This window comes from Deinococcus deserti VCD115 (assembly GCF_000020685.1).
In the GTDB taxonomy this organism is placed as follows: domain Bacteria; phylum Deinococcota; class Deinococci; order Deinococcales; family Deinococcaceae; genus Deinococcus; species Deinococcus deserti.
In genome coordinates this window covers 589,925-616,236 of record NC_012526.1, presented here as the reverse complement: position 1 = coordinate 616,236, position 26,312 = coordinate 589,925, and the positions used below count along the sequence as shown (strand labels likewise).

The 26,312-nt window shown below is 64.8% G+C and carries 23 protein-coding genes; 5 read left to right on the top strand and 18 right to left on the bottom strand.

Going from position 1 to position 26,312, the window contains the following annotated elements; translation table 11 throughout:
* The first annotated feature begins 11 nt into the window (after positions 1-11).
* The 4 genes from hemE to DEIDE_RS03005 all read left to right on the top strand — a co-directional run bounded on the left by hemE (position 12) and on the right by DEIDE_RS03005 (position 4,712).
* Positions 12-1,100: a uroporphyrinogen decarboxylase gene (hemE, locus tag DEIDE_RS03020; RefSeq protein WP_012692489.1), complete on the top strand. Its 1,089-nt coding sequence runs from the start codon at positions 12-14 to the stop codon at positions 1,098-1,100.
* A 16-nt stretch (positions 1,101-1,116) separates the two neighbouring features.
* A complete protein-coding gene (gene hemH / locus DEIDE_RS03015; protein ID WP_012692488.1) occupies positions 1,117-2,067 on the top strand; it encodes a ferrochelatase in 951 nt (316 codons plus the stop codon).
* Entirely contained in the window at positions 2,064-3,401 is a 1,338-nt protein-coding gene (gene hemG / locus DEIDE_RS03010; protein ID WP_012692487.1) for a protoporphyrinogen oxidase, read from the top strand. Before hemH ends, hemG begins: the two co-directional genes overlap by 4 nt.
* 93 nt (positions 3,402-3,494) lie before the next feature.
* Positions 3,495-4,712: a toxic anion resistance protein gene (locus DEIDE_RS03005; protein WP_012692486.1), complete on the top strand. Its 1,218-nt coding sequence runs from the start codon at positions 3,495-3,497 to the stop codon at positions 4,710-4,712.
* 346 nt (positions 4,713-5,058) lie between these two features.
* On the opposite strand, the gene DEIDE_RS03000 is transcribed toward DEIDE_RS03005, so the two are convergent.
* The 3 genes from DEIDE_RS03000 to abc-f form a co-directional block, all read right to left on the bottom strand.
* Positions 5,059-5,247, bottom strand: a complete 189-nt coding sequence (locus DEIDE_RS03000; protein WP_012692485.1) for a DUF1540 domain-containing protein — start codon at positions 5,245-5,247, stop codon at positions 5,059-5,061.
* 211 nt (positions 5,248-5,458) lie between these two features.
* A complete protein-coding gene (locus tag DEIDE_RS02995; RefSeq protein WP_012692484.1) occupies positions 5,459-5,974 on the bottom strand; it encodes a hypothetical protein in 516 nt (171 codons plus the stop codon).
* Positions 5,975-6,153: 179 nt separating this feature from the next.
* Entirely contained in the window at positions 6,154-8,046 is a 1,893-nt protein-coding gene (gene abc-f / locus DEIDE_RS02990) for a ribosomal protection-like ABC-F family protein (protein ID WP_012692483.1), read from the bottom strand.
* Positions 8,047-8,224: 178 nt separating this feature from the next.
* On the opposite strand from abc-f, the gene DEIDE_RS02985 reads away from it, so the two are divergent.
* Positions 8,225-9,688 (top strand): CHASE2 domain-containing protein, encoded by a 1,464-nt coding sequence (locus DEIDE_RS02985; RefSeq protein WP_012692482.1) that lies wholly within the window; start codon positions 8,225-8,227, stop codon positions 9,686-9,688.
* 225 nt (positions 9,689-9,913) lie between these two features.
* On the opposite strand, the gene DEIDE_RS02980 is transcribed toward DEIDE_RS02985, so the two are convergent.
* From DEIDE_RS02980 to DEIDE_RS02910, 15 genes are all read right to left on the bottom strand, one after another.
* Positions 9,914-11,371 carry an NADH-quinone oxidoreductase subunit N gene (locus DEIDE_RS02980; protein WP_012692481.1) on the bottom strand — a complete coding sequence of 486 codons (1,458 nt, stop codon included), beginning with the start codon at positions 11,369-11,371 and terminating at the stop codon, positions 9,914-9,916.
* Entirely contained in the window at positions 11,372-12,796 is a 1,425-nt protein-coding gene (locus DEIDE_RS02975) for an NADH-quinone oxidoreductase subunit M (RefSeq protein WP_012692480.1), read from the bottom strand.
* Positions 12,797-12,929: 133 nt separating this feature from the next.
* Entirely contained in the window at positions 12,930-14,852 is a 1,923-nt protein-coding gene (gene nuoL / locus DEIDE_RS02970) for an NADH-quinone oxidoreductase subunit L (protein WP_012692479.1), read from the bottom strand.
* A 12-nt stretch (positions 14,853-14,864) separates the two neighbouring features.
* Positions 14,865-15,167 carry an NADH-quinone oxidoreductase subunit NuoK gene (gene nuoK, locus DEIDE_RS02965; RefSeq protein ID WP_012692478.1) on the bottom strand — a complete coding sequence of 101 codons (303 nt, stop codon included), beginning with the start codon at positions 15,165-15,167 and terminating at the stop codon, positions 14,865-14,867.
* Positions 15,167-15,766: an NADH-quinone oxidoreductase subunit J gene (locus DEIDE_RS02960; protein ID WP_012692477.1), complete on the bottom strand. Its 600-nt coding sequence runs from the start codon at positions 15,764-15,766 to the stop codon at positions 15,167-15,169. Before DEIDE_RS02960 ends, nuoK begins: the two co-directional genes overlap by 1 nt.
* Entirely contained in the window at positions 15,763-16,302 is a 540-nt protein-coding gene (gene nuoI, locus DEIDE_RS02955; protein WP_012692476.1) for an NADH-quinone oxidoreductase subunit NuoI, read from the bottom strand. The genes DEIDE_RS02960 and nuoI overlap by 4 nt, the downstream gene beginning before the upstream one ends.
* A gap of 36 nt (positions 16,303-16,338) precedes the next feature.
* A complete protein-coding gene (gene nuoH, locus DEIDE_RS02950) occupies positions 16,339-17,511 on the bottom strand; it encodes an NADH-quinone oxidoreductase subunit NuoH (protein WP_012692475.1) in 1,173 nt (390 codons plus the stop codon).
* Positions 17,511-19,724: an NADH-quinone oxidoreductase subunit NuoG gene (gene nuoG, locus DEIDE_RS02945; protein ID WP_012692474.1), complete on the bottom strand. Its 2,214-nt coding sequence runs from the start codon at positions 19,722-19,724 to the stop codon at positions 17,511-17,513. The genes nuoH and nuoG overlap by 1 nt, the downstream gene beginning before the upstream one ends.
* Positions 19,721-21,061, bottom strand: a complete 1,341-nt coding sequence (gene nuoF, locus DEIDE_RS02940; RefSeq protein WP_012692473.1) for an NADH-quinone oxidoreductase subunit NuoF — start codon at positions 21,059-21,061, stop codon at positions 19,721-19,723. Before nuoF ends, nuoG begins: the two co-directional genes overlap by 4 nt.
* A complete protein-coding gene (gene nuoE, locus DEIDE_RS02935; protein WP_012692472.1) occupies positions 21,058-21,687 on the bottom strand; it encodes an NADH-quinone oxidoreductase subunit NuoE in 630 nt (209 codons plus the stop codon). Before nuoE ends, nuoF begins: the two co-directional genes overlap by 4 nt.
* 11 nt (positions 21,688-21,698) lie before the next feature.
* Positions 21,699-22,937 carry an NADH dehydrogenase (quinone) subunit D gene (nuoD, locus tag DEIDE_RS02930; protein ID WP_012692471.1) on the bottom strand — a complete coding sequence of 413 codons (1,239 nt, stop codon included), beginning with the start codon at positions 22,935-22,937 and terminating at the stop codon, positions 21,699-21,701.
* Positions 22,934-23,575, bottom strand: a complete 642-nt coding sequence (locus DEIDE_RS02925; protein WP_012692470.1) for an NADH-quinone oxidoreductase subunit C — start codon at positions 23,573-23,575, stop codon at positions 22,934-22,936. Before DEIDE_RS02925 ends, nuoD begins: the two co-directional genes overlap by 4 nt.
* On the bottom strand, positions 23,563-24,099 hold the full coding sequence (locus tag DEIDE_RS02920; protein ID WP_012692469.1) for a NuoB/complex I 20 kDa subunit family protein: 537 nt from the start codon (positions 24,097-24,099) through the stop codon (positions 23,563-23,565). The genes DEIDE_RS02925 and DEIDE_RS02920 overlap by 13 nt, the downstream gene beginning before the upstream one ends.
* Positions 24,100-24,346: 247 nt before the next feature.
* Complete coding sequence (locus DEIDE_RS02915) at positions 24,347-24,682, bottom strand: NADH-quinone oxidoreductase subunit A (RefSeq protein ID WP_012692468.1); 336 nt, start codon at positions 24,680-24,682, stop codon at positions 24,347-24,349.
* Positions 24,683-25,076: 394 nt separating this feature from the next.
* Positions 25,077-26,228, bottom strand: a complete 1,152-nt coding sequence (locus DEIDE_RS02910; RefSeq protein WP_041227373.1) for a sensor histidine kinase — start codon at positions 26,226-26,228, stop codon at positions 25,077-25,079.
* Positions 26,229-26,312 lie beyond the last annotated feature (84 nt).

Sequence of the window (26,312 nt, the reverse complement as noted above, 5' to 3'; positions counted from 1 at the left end):
TAGGAGCTGCCGTGACCCAACCCCAATCCCCCCGCCCTGCCGCCGAACGTCCCATCAATCCTGCTGTCCACGATTCTGCCTTCCTGAAGGCCCTGCGCGGCGAGCCTGCCTCCCATACACCGGTGTGGTTTATGCGGCAGGCCGGGCGCTATATGCCCGAGTACCGGGCGCTGCGAGCCGGACGGTCCATGCTGGACTGTATCCGCACCCCTGAGCTGGCTGCCGAGATTACCCTGCAGCCCATCAAGGCCATGCCGCTGGACGCCGCAATTCTGTTTAATGACATCCTGACGCCGCTTCCGACCATGGGCCTGGACCTGGACTTTGTCGGCGGCGTGGGCCCGCAGATTGCCAATCCGGTAAGCACCACAGCAGACGTGGACCGTCTTGGCGTGCCCTCAACTGCCGAAACGATGCCCTACACCGCCGAGAGCATCCGGCTGCTGGTCCCGGAACTGAACGCACGCGGCATCCCGCTGATCGGGTTTGTGGGAGCGCCCTTTACACTGGCCAGCTATGCCATCGAAGGCAAAGGCTCACGCAACTACGAGCGCACCAAACGCTTCATGTACGCCGAGCCTGCCGCCTGGGAGCGCCTGATGGGCAAGTTCGAGGCGATCCTGGCCGACTACCTGACCGAGCAGGTCAAGGCCGGAGCAAGCGCCGTGCAGATCTTCGATTCGTGGGTCGGCGCCCTGAGCATCTACGACTACCGGACCTTCGTCAAACCGGCGACCAGCCGCCTGATCGAGCGCGTGAAGAAGCTGGGGGTCCCGGTGATCTATTTCGGAACCGGGACCACACACCTGCTGCCGGACATGGCCTCGCTGGGCACCAACATTGTGGGAGCCGACTGGCGCCTGCCCCTGGATCAGGCCTGGGATCTCCTTGAAAGCGGACAGGGAATTCAGGGCAACCTCGACCCGCTGCTGCTGCAGGCTCCCTGGCGTGAACTCCGGCACCAGACGGACCGCATTCTGGGCGAGGCCGCCGGGCGTCCCGGGCACGTCTTTAATGTCGGGCACGGCATCCTGCCCGAAACGCCCCAGGCGATGGTGCACCGCCTGACCGACTACGTTCATGAGCAGACCCAGCGCTGAGCTGTAAGGAGAGCAGATGACCACCCCCACAGTTTCGCCCGATACGGTCGGCGTCCTGTTCATGGCCTACGGCGGCCCTGAAACGCTGGATGACATGCCCGGCTACCTCGCAGACATCCGTGCCGGACGTGTGACGCCCAGCGCCGTGCTGGAAGAGATCACCAACAACTACCGGCAGATTGGCGGCCGGAGCCCCCTGCCCGAATTTACCCGCGCCCAGGTGGACGCGACCATGCAGGCCCTGGAGGCTACCGGCCGTCCATTGAAGGCCTATATCGGCATGCGTCACTGGACGCCGTGGATTGAGGACACGGTGCGCCAGATGCTCGACGACGGCATTCAGAAAGCCGTGGCGATTGTGCTGGCACCGCACTTTTCGAGCATGAGCGTGGCGAAGTACCAGAAGAAGATCAAAGCCGGCCTGGAGATGCATCACGGCCACATCGACTTTGAGTTCGTCAACCAGTACCACACCGAGCCCGGATACATCACGGCTCTGGCACAGCGGGTTCGCGAAGGCATCCAGAGCTTTCCCGAGTCCGAGCAGAGCGACGTCCACGTGGTGCTCAGCGCGCACAGCCTGCCGGTGCGCATTACGCGGGAAGGTGACCCGTACGCTGACCAGCTGCTCGAATCAGCCCGGCTGGTGGCGCAACAGGCTGGCCTGAACGAGGAGCAGTGGAGCTGGAGCTTCCAGTCGGCGGGCCGCAGCCCCGAGCCGTGGCTGGGACCACAACTCGATGAGCATCTCCAGGCGCTGGCCGAGAAGGGCGTCAAAAAGGTCGTCAGCGTACCGGTCGGCTTCGTGTCCGATCACGTCGAGATTCTGTTCGACATAGACATTGCGGCGCAGGAAGTGGCCCGCGAACTCGGCATGACCCTGGTGCGACCGCCGGCCCTGAACACCGACCCGCTGTTTATCGGCACGCTGGCCAGCGTGATTGAACGGAAGGTCGCCTCGCTGTGAGCTCAGGGGCGCTTCCGGTCATTGTCGTGGGCGGCGGCATCACGGGCCTGAGCGCCGCCTGGGAACTGCAGCAGCGCGGTGCACCCTACGTCCTGCTGGAAGCCAGTGACCGCCTGGGCGGCAAGGTGCAGACCGAGCACACTGACGACGGCTTTCTGGTGGAGCATGCCGCCGACGCCTTTATTCTCGGCAAGCCCTACGCCGCGCAGCTGGCCCGGGAAGTTGGGCTGGAGCCGGACATCATTCATCCCAGGGAAGACACCAAACGGCTGTACTTCCTGAAAGGAGGTCAGCTGATCGACTTCCCGCAGAACATGAAAATGTTTGTTCCGCTGGATGACGAGGCTTTCCTGCGCAGTGGTGTTCTTTCTCCCGAGGGTGCCCGGCGCTTTCTGGATGAGGTCAATGTCCCTGCGAAACCTACCACGGACGAGGACGAGTCTCTGGCCGCGTTTATTACCCGGCGGTTCGGAGAAGCGGCGCTGAATTTCATCGTGCCCCTGGCCGCAGGCATTTATGTCGCCAACCCCTTTGAACTGAGCATGAAAGCCGCTTTTCCGCAGTTTCTGGCCCTGGAACAGAAATACGGCAGCGTGATTCTTGGCAGCCGCGCCACCGTGCGTGCGCCGGGTCCGGTGTTCGCTTCGTTCCAGGGTGGTATGGCCGCCCTGGCACAGGCGATTGCCGACCGGCTGACAGGAGAAGTTCGCCTGAATACCCGGGTTCAACAGGTGCAGTCAGACGGAGTTCTACTTGAAGATGGCCAGCACCTGCGCGGCAGTGGCGTGATTGTCACAACTCCGGCGGGGTCTGCCGCACCGATGTTCGAGCAGCACTTCGGGCGGGCAGCCGGCCTGATCGGTGCCCTTAAGGCCAACGGCTCGGTGGCCGTGGTGCTGGCCTACCGCGCTGACCAGTTTCCGGGAGACATGCAACTTCACGGCCTTCAGGTCGACGCCTCCGAGGGCATCCACCTGAAGGCCGTCACCGTCCACTCGGCCAAACTGCATGGTCGCGCGCCTGAAGGCCACGTGCTACTCCGGGTGTTTTTCAAGGACCTGGACCCTGGCTTTGCCCTTGAGGAAGCCCAGCGCGAGGTCCAGCGGCTCTTCGGCGCTCAGGGAGAACCCCTCTGGCACCTCTGCGCGGACTGGCGCGGAAAAAATCCGGCGTATCAGGTTGGACACCTGGAGCACCTGCAGCAGATTCGTGCGTCTTTGCCGGCCAACATTCAGGTGGCCGGAGCGAGCTACACCGGCGTGGGCCTGCCAGACTGTGTCAACGCCGGCCGGGGCGCAGCGCAGGCGGCCGCCGGGCAACTTTCGGTGGTCTGAGCAGCGTTATACAAGCAGAGGGTGCCTGACTGAAGGCACCCTCTGCCTTTTGCCGGATGCAACCCTTCGTGAGGCTGAAGCGTAATAGAAGGCATGAGCGATGAGCGAGCCCCACTGACCCCGCCCGAATCCCTGCTGAAGGCGCCCGAGGCCGTGACCCCGGTGCAGGCCCAGGAAGCGCCGGAAATGGTGCCGCTGTCCCCCGAGGACCGCGCCCGGCTGGACGAGATGGCCCGCGCGTTTGCGCAGGATGTCCTGAAAGCCGGCGCGCACACTCCTGAATTCAAGCGCAAGCTGACCGCCGTGCATGAGCTGGGAATGCCCGAGCAACGTGCGGCAGCCCAGAGCAGCAACCGCATGCTGGAACGGCCCCTGCGCGCCACCCGCACGGGCGCCCTGGCTGAAGGCAGCGATATCCTGCGCGGTCTGACGGACCTGCGCCGCACGGTAGAGGACCTGGACCCCAGCCGCACCCCGACGCCCCGGCGGCTGTTCGGCATGCTGCCCGGAGCCAAGAAGGTGCAGAATCATCTGGACCGCTACCAGAGCGCCCAGAGCCACCTGAACGGCATTCTGGAAGCACTCTACCGGGGCCAGGATGAGCTGCGGCGTGACAACGCGACCATCGAGACCGAGAAGGTTCACCTGTGGGACACCATGCAGAAACTGCGCCAGTACGCCCATGTGGGCAAGGCGGTGGACCAGGCCCTCACAGAGCGGCTTGCCGAGCTGCAGACCACCGATCCGGAAAAGGCCCGCATGGTCAGCGAGGAACTGCTGTTTGCTGTCCGTCAGCGCGTCACTGATCTGCTGACGCAGCTGGCCGTCAGCATCCAGGGGTACCTGGCGCTGGATCTGGTCCGGCGCAACAACCTGGAACTCATCAAGGGTGTGGACCGCGCCACCACCACGACAGTGAGTGCCCTGAAAACTGCCCTGATGGTCTCGCAGGCCCTGGGCACCCAGCAGGCTGTGCTGAGGCAGGTCACGGCCCTGAACGACACTACCGGCAAGATGATCGGCTCGACCGCCAGCCTGCTCAAGCACCAGAGTACCGAGATCCAGCGTCAGGCAGGCAGCGCCACGGTGGACCCGCAAATTATTCAGGCTGCCTTCCGCGATGTATACAGCGCCCTGGATTCCATCAGCGCCTACCGCTCGCAGGCGCTCGACCGTTTCCGCGAGACCATGCAGGTGCTTGACCGGGAGGTCTCGCAGGCCCAGACCTATCTGGACCGAGAGCGGCAGCAGGCTTCACGTGAGCTGGCACAGGACCTCAACGTGACTGCACAGGGTGACCTGAAAATCTGATTCTGCGCCGTCGGGTCCTGGGTGAACTGAACCGGCGTTTGTGTGCCGGACAGTTCACCCGGTGCTGCGGGTTGTCATGGATGGGATGGACAGTACAGGATCGCTGATGGGCTCTCCTGTACAAGACGAGGCCCTGCGGGAAATGTCCTTGGGCCAGTCCTGAGGCTCCGTACCTGGCACCACTCACCTGAACAACGCACAGTCAGACAAACCGTTCTCCACAGAAAATGGCAACGGTCAGCCATGTGCTCCGCTGAGTTTGATGGACATTAGGCAGCCTTTTTCCCTCCAAAGTAGAGGCTGGTCACCGAAATTTAATCCGGTGACCAGCCTTCCAGTCTTGAATTCAGCGGTTGTCTGCGGTCGCCCCGTAGGACTCACCCATGCCGTCAGTGGGCGTGTAAGTAATGCACTGGGCCATCTGCCCACTCATCTGAACCTCGATCTGCCCGGCAGTGCATTCCATATCGTCGTTGAACCGGCAGTTCGTAGCGTCACAGCGTCCAACCATGCTCTGGTGCTCGGTATCGTTCATAGGAACCTCCGTGCCTGCAGCCTGCACCCGCCGCTGAAAGCTCATAGTGACCGGGCATCCAAGGTAAACGGAGGCTCCAAAACCAGAGTAAGTCAGGCGAATTTCTGTGAAATGGTCTGGAAAAGCTGCATAGAGCGATATAAAAATAGTCAGACAAGTGACCTGAGCTGCAACCAGGCCTCAGACGATACTCATCCGGCCTTGTCAGGGTTCAGTTCAGCAGGGATGAGCGGATGCCCTGGGCGCAGGCCACGCGGTGCGCGACCTGCGATGCGTCCAGTTCGCCATGTTCGCGCAGGCCAGCGGCCAGGACCTCTACCTCGGTCCAGGCGCGGCGAAGGCGGGCGCGGGCCCGCCCACGCAGAACATCCAGATAGGCGTCAAGTGTGGCCAGTTCATCCGGGTCGCTCAGCGCCGTTGCCAGCAGCTGCCGGGCGTCACGTTGCGGCGGCCGTGGAGACGTGGCGCTCAAATGTGCCGCCTCCCCCGCTGCCAGGGCCACCAGCACCACTTCTTCAGCCAGCGCGCGGTTCAGACGCAGCGCAGCCGCCTCAGGTTCAGAGCGGTACTCCACACCGCCGTTGTCATGCAGGCGCACACGCTCCAGACGCAGGGGCGCTCTGGGATGCATATGCGCAAGGTAAGCCTCAGCCGCGAGATGCAGCGAGCGGGTGTGAAGATCTGTGGGCGCGTGGCCGATGGGGGAATGTATGTGGGGGCTCGTCATAATCCTGACTTCCTCGCTCAGGATAACCTCCCGGCTGAGTACATACGGCCTGCTGTCCAGACCCGTGGGCCGGACAAGCGTGTGATTGGAGGGCTGCACCGTCCTGCGCGTCACAGTCTCCAGGACAGGAGCAGCGAGACGAAGATCGCGATGGCTGGACAGCGCCGAAGGAGCTGAACTTACCCGCCCTTTGCTTCAACCTCCGCCTGTCTGGCGCTCCACGCTTCCATCTTCTCTTCAAGCTGGACTTCGAGATCGTGAGCAGCCTGACCCAACGTGACGAAATCAGCGTCGGCAGCTGCGCTGGCTAAAGCGGCCTGGGCCATTTCCAGCTGCTGCTCCAGCCGTGCGATATCGGCCTCGAGGGCCTCGACCTCACGCTTGAGGTGCCACAGGCCCTTGCCTTTGGGGGCAGGCGCCGGTGCCGGGCGGGTCTCTGGTTTCGGAGCGCTCCGTTCGGCCTGCGCTGCCAGGAAGAGCGGATGCTTGTCCTGATAGTCCGCCCAGCCTGGATACTCATAGAACTGCCCGTCCTCGACCAGCCAGATGCGGTCTGCCAGACCCTCGATAAAGGCGCGGTCGTGACTGACCATGATCAGCGTACCGGTAAAGGCGGTCAGGGCCTCTTCCAGAGCCTCGACCATCTCCATGTCCAGGTGGTTGGTCGGTTCGTCCAGTACCAGCAGGTTGTGGTCTTCCTGAGCCAGCTTCAGCAGCGCCAGCCGCGCACGCTCCCCACCCGACAGAATGCGGGCAGGCTTGTCATGCTGGTCGTAGGGAAACATGAAGGTGCCCAGCAGGTCATGGGCTTCGTGGTCCTTCTGCACGTACTCGCGGGCCACGTCGTACAGCGTCTGCTGAGGTTCGACCCCGCGCAGCGCCTGATCGTAGTAGCCCACCGTGACGCGGGCGCCGGTCAGCACCCGGGCGCGGGCCTCGTCACTGGGGTCCAGGCCCAGCAGCGTACGCAGCAGGGTGGTCTTTCCTGCTCCGTTGCGCCCGATGATGGCAATCCGCTCGCCGCGGCGGACCTGCACGTTGACGTCGGCAAACAGGGTCCGGTCTCCCAGGCGGCGGGTGAGGTGCCGGGCGTCCAGCACAATTTCGCCGCTTTCCGGTGCGTGGAAGGTAATGCGGGTGGTGCGCTCCTCGGCCGGTGGAGCAGCCGTAGCACGGGCCTGCATGCGGTCTACCCGGGCCTGCATGGCCTTGGCCCGGCGGGCGAGCTTGCTCATGCCCAGACCCCAGATCTTCATGCGGTCGGCACTGGACTGCAGCGAGGCAATCTGCTTGCTTTCTATGGCGTGGCGCGCCGCCTGCTGTTCCTGCTCCTGCTCCAGCAGTTCACGGAACTTGCTGTAGTTCCCCGCATAGACGCGTAAGGTCCCCCCGCGGATATACGCAGTCTCGTTCGTCACGTTGTCCAGGAAGGTCCGGTCGTGACTGATGACCAGCACCGCGCCGGGATAGCGGCTGAGAAAGCTCTCCAGCCATTCGACCATCACGATGTCCAGGTGGTTGGTCGGCTCATCAAGCAGCAGCACGTCAGGGTTTTCAACCAGCAGCGCGGCCAGACCCAGACGAGTGCGCTCCCCGCCACTGAGACTGGACGCCAGATCATGTTCCCGACCCCGGAATCCGAAGGCCAGCAATACCGCATCCTTGCGGCTGCGGCGTTCGAATCCGCCCCGGCGAACGTAGTGTTCCAGGACTTCCTCATGGCGCAGAACGCTTTCCGGGGTTCCGCTGGCCATGGCCTCGGCAGCCTGCTGCAGTTCGGCTTCCAGCTCGTCCAGGTCCTTGAAGGCTGCATTCAGCACGCTGTCGATGCTGGCCCCTTCGGGAAACACCGGGTCCTGCTGCAGGTTCCGCACCCGCACACCTGGACCCCGCTTGACCACGCCGCCATCCGGCACGATCTCACCGGTCAGCAGCTTCAGCAGCGTGCTTTTCCCGGCCCCGTTGCGGCCTACCAGACCCACGCGGTCGCCCGGCTGCACGGCGAAGGTCACGTCACTCAGCACCGTCAGCGGGCCGTAATCTTTGATGGCGTCCTGAACGGCAACAAGCACGCCCCGCAGTATAGGGTGCCTCCGGCCAGAATACCGGTACGGTCTTTCATATCCTGGCCATACACTGACAGCATGGTAGTTCGCTCGCCCGGCGTTCCTCGCCTGAGGCTGGATCAGGTCCCGGGCATCCCCGTGCGTTCACGATGTCGCTCCTCGGCCCCCGTTGCCCGCGAGGCACATGACGCTCAGTAGCTGGCGATCCGGACGAACGCCACAGTCGTTCACGCTGCCTGCAGGAATCGTCCTGGCCCTGGTGGTCTCGCTGCTGCTTCCTCCGCTGGGCAATGGCCGGTTGTGGGACGCGCTGAACCGCACCCTGCCCACATCTGCAAGGCAGCAGGTGGTGGTGGTCGGCATCGATGACGCGTCGCTGGCCGATTACGGTCCTGTCAGCAGCTGGCCCCCGGGCCTGTTCTCCCAGGCACTGAATACGCTTGAAGCAGCTGGAGCGCGGGCGATAGGCCTCGATCTGCCGTTCAATGATCCGGCAGCCGCTCCTGCGCTGCTCCGTGCCGCGCATGGACGGGAGAAGGTCGTACTGGCCACTGCACCCGGTGAACCGGTCGCGTCGGCCGGGCAGGTCAACACAGGGGTTGGCACGCTGATCCGCAGCCAGGACGACATTGTGCGCAGCTACACGACAGCCTTCCAGGACGGCGACCGCCTGCAGCCCACCTTCGCCTGGCAACTGGCACGGGCGGGGGGTGCCGAAGTGCCGCTGAACACCACCCGCCGCCTGATCCGGCTGACACGTCCTGACCCGGGACGGCTGCCTGCCATTCCTTTCCGCAACATCGTGAACGGTGAGGTGCCGCGCAGGGAACTGCAAGGCCGCGTGGTCCTGGTCGGCCTGACCGGCCGCGGCCGTCCTGAGGTGCGCGGGCCCTACCACCTCCTGATTCCCAGCGTGCACATGCAGGCGCGGCTGGTCACCAGCCAGCTCATGGCTCCTTTCGTGACCTTTCCACGGTGGCTGCGGGCGTTGCTGGGCGTCCTGGTGATGGTTGCGGCCATACGTCTGCGTGGGCTGTGGGGGTACGGGCTGGCTTTTGCACTGCTGGCACTGAGTGTGCCGCTGTGGCTGCTGGGGGTCCTGCTTCCGGCCGTCACGCTGTCGCTATGTGCAGTCCTCGGCGCGGCGCTGGTGGCTGTAGAGCGCATCTGGACACTGCGGCAGCTGGATTTCCGCGATCCATCGACCGGCTGCGGCAACCGGGCGGCCTTCATGCGCGCCGCCGAGCAACGCTGGCAAGTGCAGCCGCAGCGTCCTCTGGGGCTGGTGCTGCTCGAAATCAGTGGGCTCCAGCAGGTGAACGATCTGTACGGGTGGAAGGCAGGACACGAGGTGCTGCGTGAGGTGAGCGGCCGTCTCGGGCAGGCCCGGGGCCGCCGCGACATGCTGTTTCGCTGGGGTCCTGAAGAATTCGCGGTGCTGCTGGACAACGTAACCGAGCAGGAACTCCAGCATCAGCGCGAGCGGCTGCAGACGGCATTGAGCGGGCTGACCTACCGGCAGGTTCCCGTACAGGTGAGTGTCGCGTCGGCGCTGAGCACGCCTGAAATGGACTCGGCAACGCAGCTGGTCGAAGCAGCGCACCGTGACCGCCACCGGACCCGGCTGACAGACAACCGGCGGAGTTGAGCGCAGGTCGTGTGAACCCGCCCAGGCTGTTCGCATTGCTCCCTGCTGAACACAGCAGCAGGCTCCATAGCCACAGCCCGTACCCCCGCAGGTCATGGAAGGTGTTCATCGTTGCCGCAGCCTGACCGGAGCGGGCCAGTGTCAGGCGGCTTTACTGCACAAAGGAGGCGGGGACCCGCCGTGGCTGTCGCCGGGTCCCCGCTCTGGACTGAAAGCCTGCTCTGACTATTGACCCGCGAGCTGCTGCCAGATGGCCGGATTGGCCACCCAGCCGTACCACAGGTTAGGCAGGATGCCCAGCAGAATCACGCCGGCCACGCCCAGCCCCACCGTGAAGGTGGTGGGGGGACGCTGACCATGAGCGTACTCGCGCGCGGGAGTGCGGTCAGGCATGAACATCAGCATGGCCGGACGCAGGTAGTACACCAGGGCGGCCACACTGGTCAGCGCAGCCAGCACGCTGAGCCACATGTAGCCGTTCTGGAAGGCCGCCTGGAACGCCAGATATTTTCCAAAGAAACCGGCAAAGGGAGGCAGGCCCGCCAGCGACGCCAGACACACTGCCAGCGCGACGGCATATGCCGGGTGCCGGTAGTACAGGCCGCGCAGGTCACTGATCTCCATGCCGGCTTCGCTGCGCTGCAGCGCTGCCACGATGGCCAGCGCAGCGGCAGTGGTCAGGGTATAGATCAGCAGGTAGTAACCCAGGGCAGCGCCGCCCATCTGCGGCGTTCCCAGCAGGGCCATGGCCAGGAAGCCGGTATGGGCCACAGCAGAGTAGGCCAGCAGCCGCTTGAAGTTGGTCTGCAGCAGCGCGGCCATGTTCCCGATGATCAGGGTCGCGGCCGTCAGGACCTGCAGGGTGCTGGACCAGCCGGGAGCGTCGGCCAGGGCGCCGCCAAAGACACGCAGCATGCCGGCAAAAGCTGCGACTTTCACCACGGTGCTCAGGAACAGGCTGATGCTGGTGGGCGCGCCACTGTACACGTCCGGCGTCCACTGATGAAAGGGCGCCAGCGCCACCTTGAACGCAAAGCCAGCCAGCAGCAGCAGCGCGCCGCCGACCAGGATGCCCACGTTGGCCGGCGCGAGGTTGCTGACCGTGCCGACCCGCAGGGCGATCTCGGCGTAGTTGAAGCTGCCGGTCGCGCCGTACACCAGCGCCATGCCGTAGATCAGGATGGCGCTGCCCACCGAGCCCAGCAGGAAGTACTTCAGGCCGGATTCCTCGGAACGGCGTGAGTCCTGCAGGGTGGCCAGCACGTACCCGGCGAGGCTCATGATTTCCAGCCCGATCAGCATGACGATCAGGTCACCGGAAAAGGCGATCAGCAGGCAGCCGGTCACCGCATACATCAGCATGGCATCGAGTTCGGGAAACGACACCCGGGCGCGCCAGGCCGTGTCCAGCGACACCAGCAGGGTCATGAAGGTACCGACCAGAATGATCAGTCCCAACAGCAGCGCGGCGTTGTCAGCCTGTAGCCCGCCGTTGAAGGAGCGTGCGCCGCTGTTCCACAGCGTGCCCATGCTGATGCCCGAGAGCACCACCAGCACGAGATTGATAATGGTCAGGTTCCGCCGGGGCAGGTGAAACCCCAGGATGGTGCTGGCCAGGGCGCCCGCCAGAACAATCAGGATTGGCAGGATCGGCGCCAGGGCGACTTCAGGGGTGGGGAGCATTTATTGGCCTCCCAGGGCACTCAGCACGGCCTTGACCGCCGGCTGCATGAGGTTGAGGGCCGGAGCGCTGTAGATGCCGAAGAAGATCGCCACAGCCAGCGGCAATCCCAGCACCAGCCACTCGACGTGCTGCAGGTCAGCCACCCGCACGCCTCCCAGCGGCCGGGCCTGCCAGAAGGTGGTCTGGAAGGCGGTCAGGGCATAAGCGGCAGCAGCGATAGTCGTGATTCCGGCAATAAAGGTCAGCCACGGCGAGATCTGGTACGCACCCAGCAGGATGCTGAACTCACCGATAAAGCCGGCCATCCCCGGCACCGCGATGCTGGCAAACCACAGGGCCATGGTGAGCCCACCCAGGGCGCCTGCCTGGGTCATCACACCGCCCACCCGGGTGTCGAGGCTGCCGATGCGCTCCTGCAGCATGCCCACCGACAGGAACAGCGCGCCGGTATACAGGTTCTGGAAGGCCAGCAGATACATGGCGCCGATCACGGCTGTTTCGTTCAGGGAAAAGACACCCAGGGCCACGAAACCCATGTGCGAGAGCCCCGCGTAGGCCAGCAGGCGTTTCCAGTCGGTCTGGTGAAAGGCGATCCAGGCGGCATACAGCGCAGTAAACGCTGCCAGTCCCATCAGGATGGGCCGCAGTTCCAGGCTGGCGTCGGGAAACAGGGTGATACCGAACTGGAAGATGCCGTACCCGCCGACCTTGTACAGGGTGCCCATGACATCGGGAATGCCGCTCTCGTGGTTCTGCTCGTGGAAGTCGGGCAGCCACGCGTGCAGCGGCCACAGCGGAAGCTTGACCGCCATGGCCAGCAGGAAGCCGATGTACAGCCAGGTCTGCATGGCGCCCTGAACCGGATTGGCGCGCAGATCGGCCAGGGCGAAGGTGGGGCTGCCACCCAGGTACTTGATGCCGATAAAGCTGACCAGCATCAGCAGACTGCCAAACAGCGTATAGGCCGCGAACTTGACCAGGGCCTTCATGCGGCGGTCCTTGCCGTAGATGGCCAGCATCAGCAGGGCCGGAATCAGGGCGTCTTCGAAGAAGACGTAGAACAGGATCAGGTCCCGCGCGGCAAAGATACCCAGCAGGCCGGTCTCCATACCCAGAATCAGCGCCAGCATGGTGCCGGGGTTCGGAATGCGCCGCGCCGTGTACAGGCAGGCAATGAAGGACATGAACGCTGTGACCAGCGCCAGGGCGAGACTCACGCCGTCCAGCTGGACGCTGTAGGTGACCCCCAGCGCATCGATCCAGGGAATGCTGAACAGTTCGGTGCCGCCCGCGCGCCAGATCAGCAGGCCCAGGCCCAGCGTGAGGGCCGCGATGAACCCCGCGACCTCCTCGCGCCAGCGCCGGGGTGTGGCCATCAGCAGCAGCGAGCCCAGCACCGGAAGGAAAATCATCAGGTGAATCATGGAAGCTCCGATGAAAAGGCATGGCACATGCCTTGCAATCCGGCTGAAAGGAGAAGGAGAAAGTCAGCTTCCGGTCGTGGAGCACTCCTTCCGGTGCTGTGCCGAGTGGAGGACGGAACAGATGGAAGCTGTCTCACGCGCCGCCTCCCATGCCGATGGTCTTGATGGCCCAGTACCCGATGATCAGCGCGGTGCCCAGCAGCATGCTGACCGCGTAGGAGCGTACGAAGCCGCTCTGCCACCAGCTAAAGAGGCTGCCCGGCGAACTGGCCGTGCTGGCGACGCCACCGATGGTGCTGTCCACACCGCGGTCTACTGTGTCCAGGCTGGCCGCCAGCACGCGGCTTGGCGTACCGACCACGCTGTTGTAAACGTCATCCAGGTACAGGGCGCGGGTGCTCGCCTCTCCCAGAGGCCCGTCGAACAGGCTGCGGCGTTTGTGCTCCGCCCAGGCCCAGGCCAGGCCGCCCAGTCCGGCCGCGACCGCCAGGACCGTCAGCAGAATCTCGGTCGAATGCGCGATGTGGTGCGCGTGAACCGGCACCGCGCGGCCCAGGTACGTATCGAAGGCGTGCGAACCACCCAGGAAGGTGGGAATGTTGAGCAGGCCGCCCAGTGTGGCCAGGGCTGCCAGGATGCCCAGCGGCACTTTCATCAGGGTGTCGGCCTCATGCGGGTGCGAGGCGTGGCCACGGTACTCGCCGCGCCACACCAGGAAGTACCAGCGGCCCATGTAGAAGGCCGTCAGCAGCGCGACGCCCAGCCCGATCACGTACAGCAGGGGGTTGGCCTCGTAAGCGGAAGCCAGAATGGCGTCTTTGGAGAAAAACCCGCTCCAGATCGGAATGCCGGCAATGGCCAGCACGCCCATCAGCGCCACGATGTGGGTAAAGGGCATGAAGCGGCGCATGCCTCCCATGGCCCGCACATCCTGCTCTTCGTGCAGGGCGTGGATGACAGCCCCGGCCGAAAGGAACAGCAGGGCCTTGAAAAACGCGTGGGTCAGCAGGTGGAACACACCAGCCGAGTAGGCGTGCAGGCCCACGGCCATGAACATGTACCCCAGCTGCGAGACCGTGGAGTACGCCAGGATCTTCTTAATGTCGTGCTGGTTCAGGGCTGACAGCGCGCCGTACAGCGCAGTCAGGCCGCCCACCCAGGCGACCCACAGGCTGGCGCTGGGCGCCAGGTCGTACAGGAAGTGGCTGCGCGCCACCAGATACACGCCGGCCGTGACCATGGTGGCCGCGTGAATGAGCGCCGAGACCGGAGTGGGGCCGGCCATGGCGTCGGGCAACCAGGTGGTCAGCGGCAGCTGGCCGCTCTTGCCCACGGCGCCCACCAGCAGGAACAGGCAGGCCAGTTCGATGCCGGCGCGCGCAACATTCGCGCCCTCGACCCGCTCGGCCAGCTCAGGAATGGACAGGGTGCCGTAAAGCTTGTACAGCAGGAACATGCCCAGCATGAAGCCCAGGTCCCCGATGCGGTTCATGATGAAGGCTTTGCGCGCGGCGTTGCTGTTGGACACGCCCTCGCGGTGGCCGGCCTCACGCAGGTCCTGATCATCGGCTTCGCTGTTGCGTCCGGAGAACCAGAAGCCGATCAGCAGATACGAGGCCATGCCCACGCCCTCCCAGCCCACGAACATCAGCGGGTAGGAGTCGGCCAGCACCAGGATCAGCATCATGGCCACGAAGAAGTTCAAGAACGCGAAAAAGCGCGTGAACTGCCGGTCGTGGCCCATGTACGAGATGGAATACAGGTGAATCAGGAAGCCCACGCCGGTAATGATCAGAGCCATCAGGGCGGAGAGCTGGTCAAACCAGAAGCCCACTGCCAGGTTGGCATTGAGGGCCATGTTGGGCAGCCAGGTCCAGAGCACTTCGTGGGAGGGCGTGTCGGTCTGTCCCAGAAAGCGGAGTACCGCCACCAGGAACGAGGCCAGCACGGCGCCGGACGCGACCCACCCACCGGTCTTGCCGGGGAAGGCGCGGGGGAAGAGCATCAGCGCGGCAAAGCCGATCAGCGGAAACAACGGAAGCAGATACAGGGGCATCAGGGAAGCCACTCAGCCTTTCAGTCCCGCGAGATCATCCACGTTGGTGGTCTCGCGCTTGCGGAAGATGGCGACGATGATGGCCAGGCCGATTGCAACCTCGGCGGCAGCCAGCGTCATAACGATGAACACGGCCGTCTGCCCGGTCAGGTCGCCCCACGCACGGGCGAAGGCCACCAGGCTGAGGTTCGCGGCATTCAGCATCAGCTCCACACTGAGAAACACCATGATCGCGGTGCGCCTCGTGAGGACGCCGATCATGCCCAGGGCGAACAGCAGCCCCGAGAGCGCCAGGTAATAGGTGGTTGGAACCATCAGGCACGCACCTCCTGGGTCTGTGACTGGGCCTGCGAATGAGGCTGCGGGGTGACCGGCAGGGTCTCGGCGTCGCTGTCGGGCAGGCCGTCCGTCTGGGGCTCAGGCCGCTGCACCAGAGCGACAGCCCCGACGATGGCCACCAGCAGCAGAATGCTCACCGCCTCGAACGGCAGCAGGAAGCGGGTCAGCAGGGTCTCCCCCACCGGCCCGGCGCCCCCGCCGCGCAGCGCTTCGGCGCCTTCGGCGAGGGGACGTGGGTCACGGTAGGTAAAGGCCAGCACCACGAAAGCGCCTGCCAGCAGCACCCCGCCAATGCTGGCGAGTTCCCGCACGAAAGGCACGGGGTCGCGGCCGGTGACCGGCGCGTTGGCGTTGAGCATCATGATCACGAACAAGAACAGCACCATGATCGCGCCGGCGTACACGATGACCTGAATGGCCGCCAGAAACGAGGCGTTCATGGTGGCGAACAACCCGGCGACGCACAGCAGCGTGCCGACCAGGCCAAGGGAAGCGTGCACCGCGTTGCGTGCGGCGATGGTAATCACGCCGCCCACCAGGGCCAGTGCGCCCAGCAGAATGAAGGCCAGCATCATTGCGGGTACGTCACCCCCTCCAGTTCGTCGCGGGCGCCGCCGTCCACCCGGAAGCCCACCCGGACGGGTTTGCCGGCATTGGCCGCGTCGCGCCGCTGCGCGCGGCTGCCCTCCACACCCACCAGCATGTCTTCCTTGCCGTAGATGATGTCGTTGTAGCGGTAGTCGGCCATCTCGAACTCGTTACCCAGCACCACCGCTCCGGTGGGGCAGGCTTCTTCGCACATGCCGCAGAAGATGCAGCGCAGCATGTTGATCTCGTACACCTTGGCGTAACGCTCGCCGGGGCTCACGGGATCATGGGGGTCGTTCTCGCCGGCCTCCACGTAGATCGCGTAGGCCGGGCAGGCCGCAGCGCACAGCGAACAGCCGATGCATTTTTCGAGCCCGGTGCCGGGGTGCCGGGTCAGGACGTGCCGCCCACGAAAGCGTGGCTTCAGCGTGGCGCGTTCTTCCGGATAACTGACGGTGACGGGCTTCTGGAACAGCTTGCCGAGGGTCAGGCCCATGCCCTTGGCGATTTCAAGCACACCCATGGGGGCCTCCTTGTGCGGAGCTGAAAGGAAGGCGCATCAGTCGCCTCCAGCAGAGCGGGTGGGAACGGGGGGAAGTTCGGTCTCACGCCGGGTCATGGGCGCGTTCCACAGCTGCCGGACGGTGTCGCTCAGCGCCAGCAGTGCCGTCAACCCCAGCAGGCTGAGCAGCGCCAGCGGCCACCAGCCCCATGAACTGAAAAACGCGATGTAGCCGGCCACCAGCATGGTATTGAACAGGGCCAGCGGCAGCAGCAGCTTCCAGCCGAAACGCATCAGCTGGTCGTAACGGAGACGGGGCAGCGTGGCGCGCACCCAGATAAACACGAACAGGAAAAAGCCGATCTTGACCACCAGCCACAGAATCGGAATGTCGGCAATGCCGGGAATAATTCCGTTCAGGAATCCCGGGCCGCGCCAACCGCCGAAAAACAGCGTGCTCATCAGGGCTGAGGCGGTGATCATGTTGACGTACTCCGCCATCTGGAACAGCGCCCACTTGATGGCGGAGTACTCGGTCAGGTAACCGGCTACCAGTTCCTGCTCGGCTTCCACCAGGTCAAAGGGGGTGCGGTTGGTCTCGGCAAAGGAGCTGATCAGAAACAGCGCGAAGCCCAGCGACTGGAACAGGATCATCCAGCCGTTGGCGCCCTGCCACAGGACAATGTCGGTAAAGCGCGTGCTGCCCACCAGCATCAGCAGGCCCAGGATGCTCAGGCCCATGCCCAGCTCATAGCTGATCATCTGGGCGCTGCTTCTCAGGCCGCCCAGCATGGGGTATTTGCTGCCCGAGGCCCAGCCGCCCAGAAAGATGCCGTACACCCCCATGCTGGTCAGTGCCAGCAGGGCCAGCACCCCGGCGTCCAGGTTATAGACCCAGGGGTTTTCCCCGAACAGGCTGCCTTCCGGTCCGGCAGGAATGCCGCCGAACGCGGTCAGCGCCATACCGATGGCAATGATTGGTGCCAGGGTGTAGACCAGCTTGTCGGCCAGCGTGACCTGCAGGTCTTCCTTGAAGATGCTCTTGATGGCGTCGGCCGCGGGCTGCAGCAGCCCCATCGGACCTACCCGGTTGGGGCCGACCCGGATCTGAAAGCGGCCCAGCAGCTTGCGCTCCACCAGGGTCATATACGCAAAGGTGGTCAGCAGCGCCAGGATGACCGCCACTGCCTTGACCACGGTAATCAGCAGGGTCAGAAGCCAGTCGGGCATCAGTCGTCACCTCCAGCTCTGGGGGCCGATGAGCTTGTTCCGTGCATGGGCAGCTCCCAGCGGTTGTCCACCAGCGAAGTAATGTGCTCGGCCCAGTCGGAGGTGCTTTCACGGTGGGTCAGAGGAATCTCCCACAGCCTCGGCGTATGAGTCAGTCCTGACGCCGGGGCAGCCGCGCGTGGCAGGTCAGCCACTACCGTGCCGCCCTGTGGCAGGCTGTCCACCGGCTGACCGAGCCGCTGCGCGACCAGTGCCTGGGCGCTGCGCTGGCCACGCACGGTGGTCCGGACACGCAGGGCTTCGGCCAGCGCCGTCAGGGCGCGGATCAGGTCGGCGGCCTCGCCGCTGCTCACGGCAGCCTGGTGCAGTGGCAGCAGGCGACCTTCGAGGTTGACGGTGGTGCCGCGCTTCTCGTAGTTGGTCACGGCCGGCAGCACCACGTCTGCCTGACGGGCGGTGGCAGTCAGGTGGGTGTCGTGCACCACGGTGAAGCCGCGTGCGCGGGCCGGCAGTCCCTGGGCCGCCGGGTCCAGACGGCTGATGAACGCCGCCGGAGCCTCGGCCAGCTGCGCGTAGCTGCGGCCTCCATCGCGGGGTACGAGCCCCAGTGCGCCCAGCCCCAGGCTGTTGGGCCCGGCGGGCAGGGCCAGGACCCGGGTCCCCAGGCTGGCTGCGAACGCCTGAACAGCAGCCAGGAGTGGCGCGTCCATGTCGGCCAGGGCTTCGGCACCCAGAATCAGGATGCCTTTGGCTCCGGCTCCAGCCAGCAGGTTGGTGGCCGCAACCAGCAGCGGGTCGCGGGGGGACTCCAGGCCAATCAGGCCACGCAAGGCTTCCGGACCGGGGGTAGGCGAATTGATGCGCGCCTGCCGGGCCAGGTCGGTGTCCTGGGCACCAATGACCGCGAGCTTTTCAGGCTTGCGGCCGGGGCGCTCGACCAGACGCAGATCGGCAATGGCGGTGCCATGCGCGAACTCGGGGGGAATCAGACCGCCGCGCAGCATCTCCAGAACCCGCAGCTGCACGACCGGCGCTTCCTTCATCAGGTCCGCGCCCACGATCACGACCGCGTCGGCAGTGGCGACTTCCGTCAGGCTGGGAGCGCCGCCGACACTGGGCTGGCGGGGCCAGTGGTCCACACTGCGCGCACCCAGGGTGCCGGCCAGGGCCTCCAGGGCCACGCCTTCTTCCAGGGTGCTGTCGGCACTGAGGTACAGGCCCAGTTCAGCCAGGTTCACAGCGGCAAAGCCGCGGTTCATCCGCTCGATGGCCTCGTCCCAGGTCGCGTTCCTCAGCTGCCCGTCGTCACCGCGGACCAGCGGGGTGTACAGGCGACCGTCGGAGGCTGAAACGTGCCCGAAACGGCCCGCGTCGCAGATCCACATCTCGTTCACTTCGCGGTTCTCGCCGGCCACGATGCGCTCGATGCGCCCGTTGCGGGCGTCCACCGTGATCGAGCAGCCCACCGGGCACAGCGTGCAGGTGGTCGGCGTATGGTCGTACTCCCAGTTGCGCCCGCGGAAACGCGCCACGTTGTCCAGCAGCGCGCCCACCGGGCAGATATCGGTGATGTTGCCCTGGAAACCCACCGGCAGCCCGCCTTCCTCGGTGTCGATGAAGGTGTGGCCACCGCGCTCGATAAAGTCCAGCACTTCCTGGCCCGGCACTTCCTCGAAGTAGCGCACGCAGCGTTTGCAGTGAATGCAGCGCTCCTGATCCAGCACCACGAAATCCGACAGCGGGTAATGCTTCTCGGCGTGACGCCGGTCAAAACCATAGCGGCTGGCCCCGTACCCGTACTCAAAGGCGCGGTCCTGCAGTTCGCAGGCGCCGCCCTTGTCGCAGGTGGGGCAGTCGAGGGGGTGGTTGAGCAGCGTGAATTCCATCATGCCGGCCTGCGCCTTGGCCACCACCTCGGAGGTCCGGGCGGTGCGCACGTGCATGCCCTCGGTGGCCTGCATGGTGCACGAGGCCATGGGCTTGGGCAGCCAGAAGATTTTCGGCTGGCCGGTGGCCTCGTCCAAGGCCCAGTTGCCGTCGGGGTTCTTGCGAGGCGTTCCGGCCTCGACCAGACACATGCGGCACGCACCGACCGGCGAGAGGTAGCTGTGCGCACAGAAGTACGGCACATCCCGCCCGGCCTGAAACACCGCGTCGATGGCGCTGGTTCCAGCCGGGAGGTCGAGTTCGATTCCGTCTACAGTCACTTTCATTCGGCTTTCCACCTGCTTCTTGCCGGGTACACCGGCTGACCCGTGGTGGCCAGCTGGTCGTACTCGTCACGGAAAAGACTGATCGAGCTCAGCACCGGGCCCAGGCAGGCGTCGGCCAGCGCGCAGAAACTGCGCCCGCCGATGTTCTCGCTCATGTCCAGGATCAGCTGCACGTCGCCTGGCTGCCCGTGGCCGCGCACGAGCTTCTCGTACATCTTGACCATCCACCCCGAAATGCCCTCGCGGCAGGGTGTGCACTTGCCGCAGGACTCATGCGCGTAGAACCGCACCAGGTTCCAGGTGGCATTCACGATGCAGTCGGCGCGCGGGATCAGGGTCACGCCCCCGGTCCCGAGCATGCTGCCGGCCGCCGCGATGGCCTCGTAATCCATGGGCGTGTCCAGGATCCTGTCGCTCCAGGGCAGCATGGGGCAGCTGGACCCACCGGGGATGATGGCCTTCATCTCTTCCAGCGGTCCGCCGGCCCAGTCGTAGATCAGCTCGCGGAAGGTGGTACCCAGTGGCAGCTCGTACACCCCGGGCCGCGCTACAGGGCCCGAAATCTGGAACAGCTTCATGCCCTTGCTGCGTTCGGTGCCCATCCCCGCGTGCCACTCGGACCCGAACTTCAGGATCTGGGTGGCGGCGCAGAAGGTTTCCACATTGTTGATGGTGGTGGGCAGACCGTACAGACCGGCGGCGGCTGGAAATGGCGGCTTGAGCCGTGGATTGGCGCGCAGACCTTCCAGGGAGTTCATGAGTGCGGTTTCCTCGCCGCAGATGTAAGCTCCGGCGCCGCGGTGCACTTGCAGATCAAAGTCGAAGCCGCTGCCCAGCACGTTGCGGCCCAGCAGACCCGCCGCGCGCGCCTCGTGAATGGCCTGCCAGACACGCTCGGCCGCATGCACGTATTCCCCGCGGATATAGATGTAGCCGACCGTGGCACGCATCGCGTACCCGGCGATGAGCATGCCCTCGATCAGCTGGTGAGGATCCTCGGACAGCAGGTAGCGGTCCTTGAAGGAACCGGGCTCGGACTCGTCGGCATTGCAGATGACGTAGTGCTTACGGCCGTCGTTCAGCGGCATGAACGACCATTTCAGGCCGGTCGCGAACCCTGCGCCGCCGCGGCCGCGCAGGCCTGACTTCTTGACTTCGTCGATGACAGCGTCGGGGCCCATCTCAAAGGCCCGGCGCACTGCCTCGTAACCGCCGTTGTCGCGGTAGTACGCCAGAGTCCAGCTGTCCGGCTGGCCCACGTGCGCATACAGCGTGGGCGCAAAGCGGGGGTCTTTGGCACTGGTGATGGGTTTGGGAGCCGGCTCAGCCACAGTCATGCGCGTCCTCCCTGGCCATCGGCTCCGGGCAGCTTGGCCAGCCCGGTGATGCTGGTCCCCACCGCGTCACCGCCAGCCAGAACCTGGCGGCCTTCGGCATTCACGGTCACGGGAACCGGGTTGTCGGGCGTGGGCGTCTGCCCGGCGCGCATGGCCGAGAGCAGGCGGTCACACTTGGTCCGGGTCACGTTCTCGTAGTAGCCCAGATCATTGACCTGCATCATCGGCGCGGTGCCGCACGAACCCAGGCACTCGACCTTCTGCACGCTGAACGCGCCGTCGGGCGTGACCTCACCGGGCTGCACGTCAAGCTCCGAGACCAGGTAATCCCACAGTTCGTCGCTGCCGGCCAGCGCGCACATCAGCGTGGAGCACACCTGCAGGTGGTGCCGGCCGGTGGGAACCGTGTGGTAGGTGGAATAGAAGCTCAGGACCGAGCGCACTTCCGTGGCGGTGGTGCCGCACAAGGCGCCGATCTCGGCCATGCGCGCCTCACTGATGAAGCCCTCGGCGTTCTGGACTTCACGCAGCAGCGGCATCAGCGCCGAGCGGCGGCCCTGGGGTGAATCCGGGTAGCGGCGAATGATGTCCGCGACCAGGCCCTGTTTGTCTGCGAAATAACTCAAGTGACGCTCCCTTACCGGTCCACGTCCCCCAGAACAGGGTCGATGGTGGCGAGAATGGTGATCAGATCGGCAAACTGCGCGCCGACACAGGCGTATTCCAGGGCCTGCAGATTGACGAAGCTGGGCGCACGGATCTTGACGCGGTACGGCACGCTGCCCCCGTCCGAGACGATGTAATACCCGACCTCGCCACGTGCGCCTTCCACCGGCACGTAGACCTCGCCGGTCGGTGGATGAAAGCCCTCGGTGACCAGCTTGAAGTGGTGGATGACCGCTTCCATGCTGGTCTCCAGCTCGTGGCGCGGCGGCAGGCTGATCTTTCGGTTGGGATCCTTGATCAGACCCGGCTTCAGGCGCGCGAGAGCCTGGCGGATAATTTTGATGCTTTCGCTGAACTCCAGCAGCCGCATGGTGAAGCGCGCCAGCGAGTCGCCGTCCGTGCTGCTGATCACGTTGAAGTCGTAGGCCTCATACCCGCAGTACGGATGGGCCTTGCGGACATCGAGCGGCACGCCGCTGGCGCGCAGGTTCGGGCCGGTCAGGCCCAGGTCCAGCGCCACGTCGGTGGGAATGACGCCCACGCCGCGCGCCCGGTCCAGGAAGATGGGGTTGTTGGCAAACAGGTTGGTGTACTCGTCGACCCCGCGCTCCATCTGATCGAGAAATTGAGCGACGTGCCCCGGCCAGTCCTCGGGCACGTCGCGCGACAGGCCGCCGACCCGGAAGAACCCCTGGTTCATGCGGTAGCCGGTGGCCTCCTCAAAAAGGTCCACGCACGACTCCTTCTCGCGGAAGGCGTAGAAGAAGGGAGTCAGGGCACCAAGGTCAAGCAGGCCGGTGCCCACGAAGACCAGATGGCTGTGGATCCGGCCCAGTTCGTGCAGAATCACGCGGATCATGCTGGCACGGTCGGGCACCTGCGCCTGCATGAGCTTCTCCACGCTCAGCACGTATGCCAGCTCATGCCCGAAGCAGTGCAGGTAATCCGTGCGCGGCGCGTACGTTACGCCCTGCTGGTAGGTGCGGTGCTCGAAGGTCTTCTCGAAGCCGGTGTGCAGGTAGCCCATGTGGGGAACGACCTTCCGGACGTACTCGCCGTCCATGTCCACCACCAGACGCAGCACCCCGTGGGTCGAGGGATGCTGCGGCCCGACGTTGAGTGACATCACCTCGGTGTGCATCAGCGTGCCGCCCGAACTGCCGGTGGTGCCGGGGCCGGACTCCTGGGGACGTGCGGGCACGCTCGTCATTTCGGCCCTCCTGCCGGCATCACCGGCGGCTCGCGGTCGCCGCTCTGGCCACGGCGGTACTCGCCGCGGTAGCCGGTCAGGCCGCCCTGCTGCCCGTTGAGGCCCGCGCGGAACGTCGCCGGGTCCAGAAAGCGCCCCTCGCGGAACAGCGTGGGTGTCTCACCCAGCGGAAAGTCCTTGCGTAGCGGGTTGCCTTCGAGGTCGTCAGGCGTCAGCACCTTGCGCAGGTCCGGATGCCCGGTGAACTCCACGCCCACCAGGTCGTACACCTCGCGCTCCAGGTAGTTGGCTGCGCGCCACACCGGGTACAGGCTATCCAGCGGCTGCCCGTCATCCAGCCACACGCGCAGGAACACGCGGCGGTGGTCGTATGGATGGTAGACGTTGTGCAGCACACAGAAGCGGGCCGGGCGGGCCTCGGGGTACTTCAGGTAGTCGATGCCCACGGTGTCGATCAGCATGAAGCCGCGGTCCTTGAGGGCCTGGGCCACCTGCCGCAGATCAGCTGCCGGCACTACAGCGGTGGGCTCGGCAGCGTGCTCCTCGGTCAGGCCCAGTTCTCTCAGCAGCGCCGTGACGTCACGGGTCGAGTCGGTTACGGCCGAAGGTGTCGTCACAGCCGGAGTCAGCGGGTCCATGCGTCCACCATCGGCAGCTGATGACCCAGCTGGTCAAAAGCCTCGCCCCGCACTTTCTTCTGCAGCTGCATCACGGCGTAGATCAGCGCTTCAGGGCGAGGCGGGCAGCCCGGAACGTAAATGTCCACCGGCACCACGCTGTCGACGTTCTGCACGATGGCGTAGTTGTTGAACATCCCCCCGCTGCTGGCGCACGCGCCCATGGCGATCACCCACTTGGGGTCGGGCATCTGGTCATAGACCCGGCGCATCACCGGGGCCATCTTCTTGCTCAGGCGCCCGGCCACGATCATCACGTCCGCCTGCCGGGGCGAGGCGCGGAACACCTCGCTGCCGAAGCGGGCCATGTCGTTGCGGGCGTTGGTGCTGCTCATCATCTCGATGGCGCAGCACGCCAGCCCGAAGGTTGCTGGCCACAGCGAGTTGCTGCGGCCCCAGGCCACCAGCTTTTCCAGGTTGGAAAACAGGATGCCTTCAGATTCGAGTTCCTGCCAGTCGCGGTCAAACAGTTCCTTCAGTGCCATAAGGGTGCTCTCCCGGCCCGACCGTCGCAGGGCAGGCCGATGTAGGTGAGAGGCGGCGGGCACGCAGCCCCTGCAAGATGAAATGACAAACCTGCCTTCCGGGAACCCAGCTCAGCGGCGGCGCTTCGGGGGCAGCCCCTCAGCTTTCTTGCCGCATGCAACGTCGGAGTACTTGCTCTCAGGTAGCAGGCGCTTCGGGGGCGGCCCCTCAGCTTTCTTGCCGCATGCAACGTCGGAGTACTTGCTCTCAGGACCATTCCAGAACCCGCTTTTTCAGCACGTAGTAGTACCCGACCAGCAGCAGCAGCACAAAAGTGAGCGCCTCGAAAAATGCAAAGGGAATCAGCTTCTGGTAGGCCACCGCCAGCGGATAGAAAAACGCAGTCTCGATGTCGAAAACGATGAACAGCATGGCCACGAGGTAGAAGTGCACGGGCCAGCGCTGACCGGTGCCCACGCCCCCACCTTCCGGGTCATTGCCACTCTCGTAGGCCATCAGCTTGGTCCGGCTGGACTTTTTAGGTCCCAGGAGGGCGCTGACCAGAACAGCGAGAATGCCGATGCTTAGAGCAACCAGCAGCATAATCACGAAGTTGGCGTATTCGATAAGGTCTCCCCTTTCGCCTCTTGCTCTTCGTCTCTTTGCACCCGCACGTGAAAAACCGCACGAGCGATAGGAAAAAAAGAGAGGAGGCCTACGATCTCAAACTTCAAAAACGGTTGTCGAACGCACCTGTTCTATCATGGTTACACGCCTCACAGCCGCATTCCGGCTAGGTCGGATGGACAGGATTGTGGGTCCCTGGAACGCATGTTCCAGAGACCCGGGCTGGGCAGGGGACCTTCCCGACTCCTATGGATTCCGGGTCATGCGTGACAGCCCAGCCGCAACGCTGCGGAGCTTTCGCTTCTGGCTGTCATGCTCTTTCCTGGATAGAGCTCACAGTTATCCTGCAACTGTTCACCCGGAGTACGTATCACACCAGCAGATCGGCGGAATCGTCGTCATCGTCAGTGTCGCGCGAAAGCGGCAGGGTGAACCTGAAGGTGGCGCCCGCACCACGCTGCGACTCCACCCCGATGGTTCCGCCGTGCTCCTCGACTGCCATCTTGCAGAAGGCCAGCCCCATGCCGGTGTCAAAGCGGCCGTGCAGGGTCAGCCGGCTTTGCTCGAAGGCCGCAAACAGATTGGGGATGTCATCTTCGGGAATACCTTCACCGTTGTCCTGAACAACAACCTGCACCGCGTCCTCGAGCAGGGACACGAAGATGCCGATGGCGCCGCCGTTGGTGGTGTGTTTCAGAGCGTTGCTGATCAGATTGGCCATGATGCGGCGCACGATCTCGGGGTCAGCGTCGGCAGGGCTCATGTCCTGCTGGACCTCAACACGGACGTTGCGATCGCGCAGACCACTGCCGATATCGCCCCGCGCCTGTTCGATCACCTCGGCGAACATGGGGCTGAACATAAGTTCACGGCGCAGGTTCATCTTGCCGGCCTGGATCTTGCGGACATCGAGCATGTTGGCCGCAAGATGCAGCAGATGCTGGGTCTCGTCGCGCGCTATGCGCACCAGATCCCGCGCGTCTTCAGGCACGCGGGTGTCGTCCTGCACAATTTCCAGCAGGCCCATCACGGCCGCGATGGGATTTTTCAGGTCGTGGACCAGCATGTGCACCAGCTGATCGCGTACGCGCTCCTCATGCTCCCAGGTGTCCATGCGCCGCTGCAGCTGGCCCACCCGGTCATGCGCGCTCCGGGCCTGGACGACCCGGCGCAGCATGGTCTGCACCTGCAGGCTCAGGGCCTCAATGGGCGAGGCGTCGCTGATCAGCGCGTCAGCGCCGGCCGCGAGCAGTTCTCCCAGTCCGTGGGTGCCCACTGCCAGCCACCAGGTATTACTCAGTTCCTGGCGCTGGCGCAGCATGGGCAGCACCTGCGAAAGCGGCACGCCGGGCGTATCGCTGTACAGCAGCACGACATCAGGTACGCGAACATGGGCCTCACGCAGCAGCGTCTCGGCGTCCTGGATAAACAGCACGTCAGCCTGCGCCAGCGTGCCCGCCAGCCGCACAGCGCGGGAGCGCTCCGCCGTGACGACGAAAACAGTGGAAGCAGCGCTTGTCATGTACTGCGCGGAAGTGTAGCGCCTAAACGGGAGGACGGAGGCATGCACGTACATGCCTCCGTCCCAGATAGGTGCGTCAGTGCT

Excerpts from the sequence above, each read along its gene's own strand:
- hemH (WP_012692488.1), top strand. The coding sequence starts at position 1,117 with ATGACCACCCCCACAGTTTCGCCCGATACGGTCGGCGTCCTGTTCATG.
- DEIDE_RS03005 (WP_012692486.1), top strand. The coding sequence starts at position 3,495 with ATGAGCGATGAGCGAGCCCCACTGACCCCGCCCGAATCCCTGCTGAAG.
- DEIDE_RS03000 (WP_012692485.1), bottom strand. The coding sequence starts at position 5,247 with ATGAACGATACCGAGCACCAGAGCATGGTTGGACGCTGTGACGCTACG.
- DEIDE_RS02995 (WP_012692484.1), bottom strand. The coding sequence starts at position 5,974 with ATGACGAGCCCCCACATACATTCCCCCATCGGCCACGCGCCCACAGAT.
- DEIDE_RS02985 (WP_012692482.1), top strand. The coding sequence starts at position 8,225 with ATGACGCTCAGTAGCTGGCGATCCGGACGAACGCCACAGTCGTTCACG.
- DEIDE_RS02980 (WP_012692481.1), bottom strand. The coding sequence starts at position 11,371 with ATGCTCCCCACCCCTGAAGTCGCCCTGGCGCCGATCCTGCCAATCCTG.
- DEIDE_RS02975 (WP_012692480.1), bottom strand. The coding sequence starts at position 12,796 with ATGATTCACCTGATGATTTTCCTTCCGGTGCTGGGCTCGCTGCTGCTG.
- nuoL (WP_012692479.1), bottom strand. The coding sequence starts at position 14,852 with ATGCCCCTGTATCTGCTTCCGTTGTTTCCGCTGATCGGCTTTGCCGCG.
- nuoK (WP_012692478.1), bottom strand. The coding sequence starts at position 15,167 with ATGGTTCCAACCACCTATTACCTGGCGCTCTCGGGGCTGCTGTTCGCC.
- DEIDE_RS02960 (WP_012692477.1), bottom strand. The coding sequence starts at position 15,766 with ATGATGCTGGCCTTCATTCTGCTGGGCGCACTGGCCCTGGTGGGCGGC.
- nuoI (WP_012692476.1), bottom strand. The coding sequence starts at position 16,302 with ATGGGTGTGCTTGAAATCGCCAAGGGCATGGGCCTGACCCTCGGCAAG.
- nuoH (WP_012692475.1), bottom strand. The coding sequence starts at position 17,511 with ATGCCCGACTGGCTTCTGACCCTGCTGATTACCGTGGTCAAGGCAGTG.
- nuoG (WP_012692474.1), bottom strand. The coding sequence starts at position 19,724 with ATGAAAGTGACTGTAGACGGAATCGAACTCGACCTCCCGGCTGGAACC.
- nuoF (WP_012692473.1), bottom strand. The coding sequence starts at position 21,061 with ATGACTGTGGCTGAGCCGGCTCCCAAACCCATCACCAGTGCCAAAGAC.
- nuoD (WP_012692471.1), bottom strand. The coding sequence starts at position 22,937 with ATGACGAGCGTGCCCGCACGTCCCCAGGAGTCCGGCCCCGGCACCACC.
- DEIDE_RS02925 (WP_012692470.1), bottom strand. The coding sequence starts at position 23,575 with ATGGACCCGCTGACTCCGGCTGTGACGACACCTTCGGCCGTAACCGAC.
- DEIDE_RS02920 (WP_012692469.1), bottom strand. The coding sequence starts at position 24,099 with ATGGCACTGAAGGAACTGTTTGACCGCGACTGGCAGGAACTCGAATCT.
- DEIDE_RS02915 (WP_012692468.1), bottom strand. The coding sequence starts at position 24,682 with ATGCTGCTGGTTGCTCTAAGCATCGGCATTCTCGCTGTTCTGGTCAGC.
- DEIDE_RS02910 (WP_041227373.1), bottom strand. The coding sequence starts at position 26,228 with ATGACAAGCGCTGCTTCCACTGTTTTCGTCGTCACGGCGGAGCGCTCC.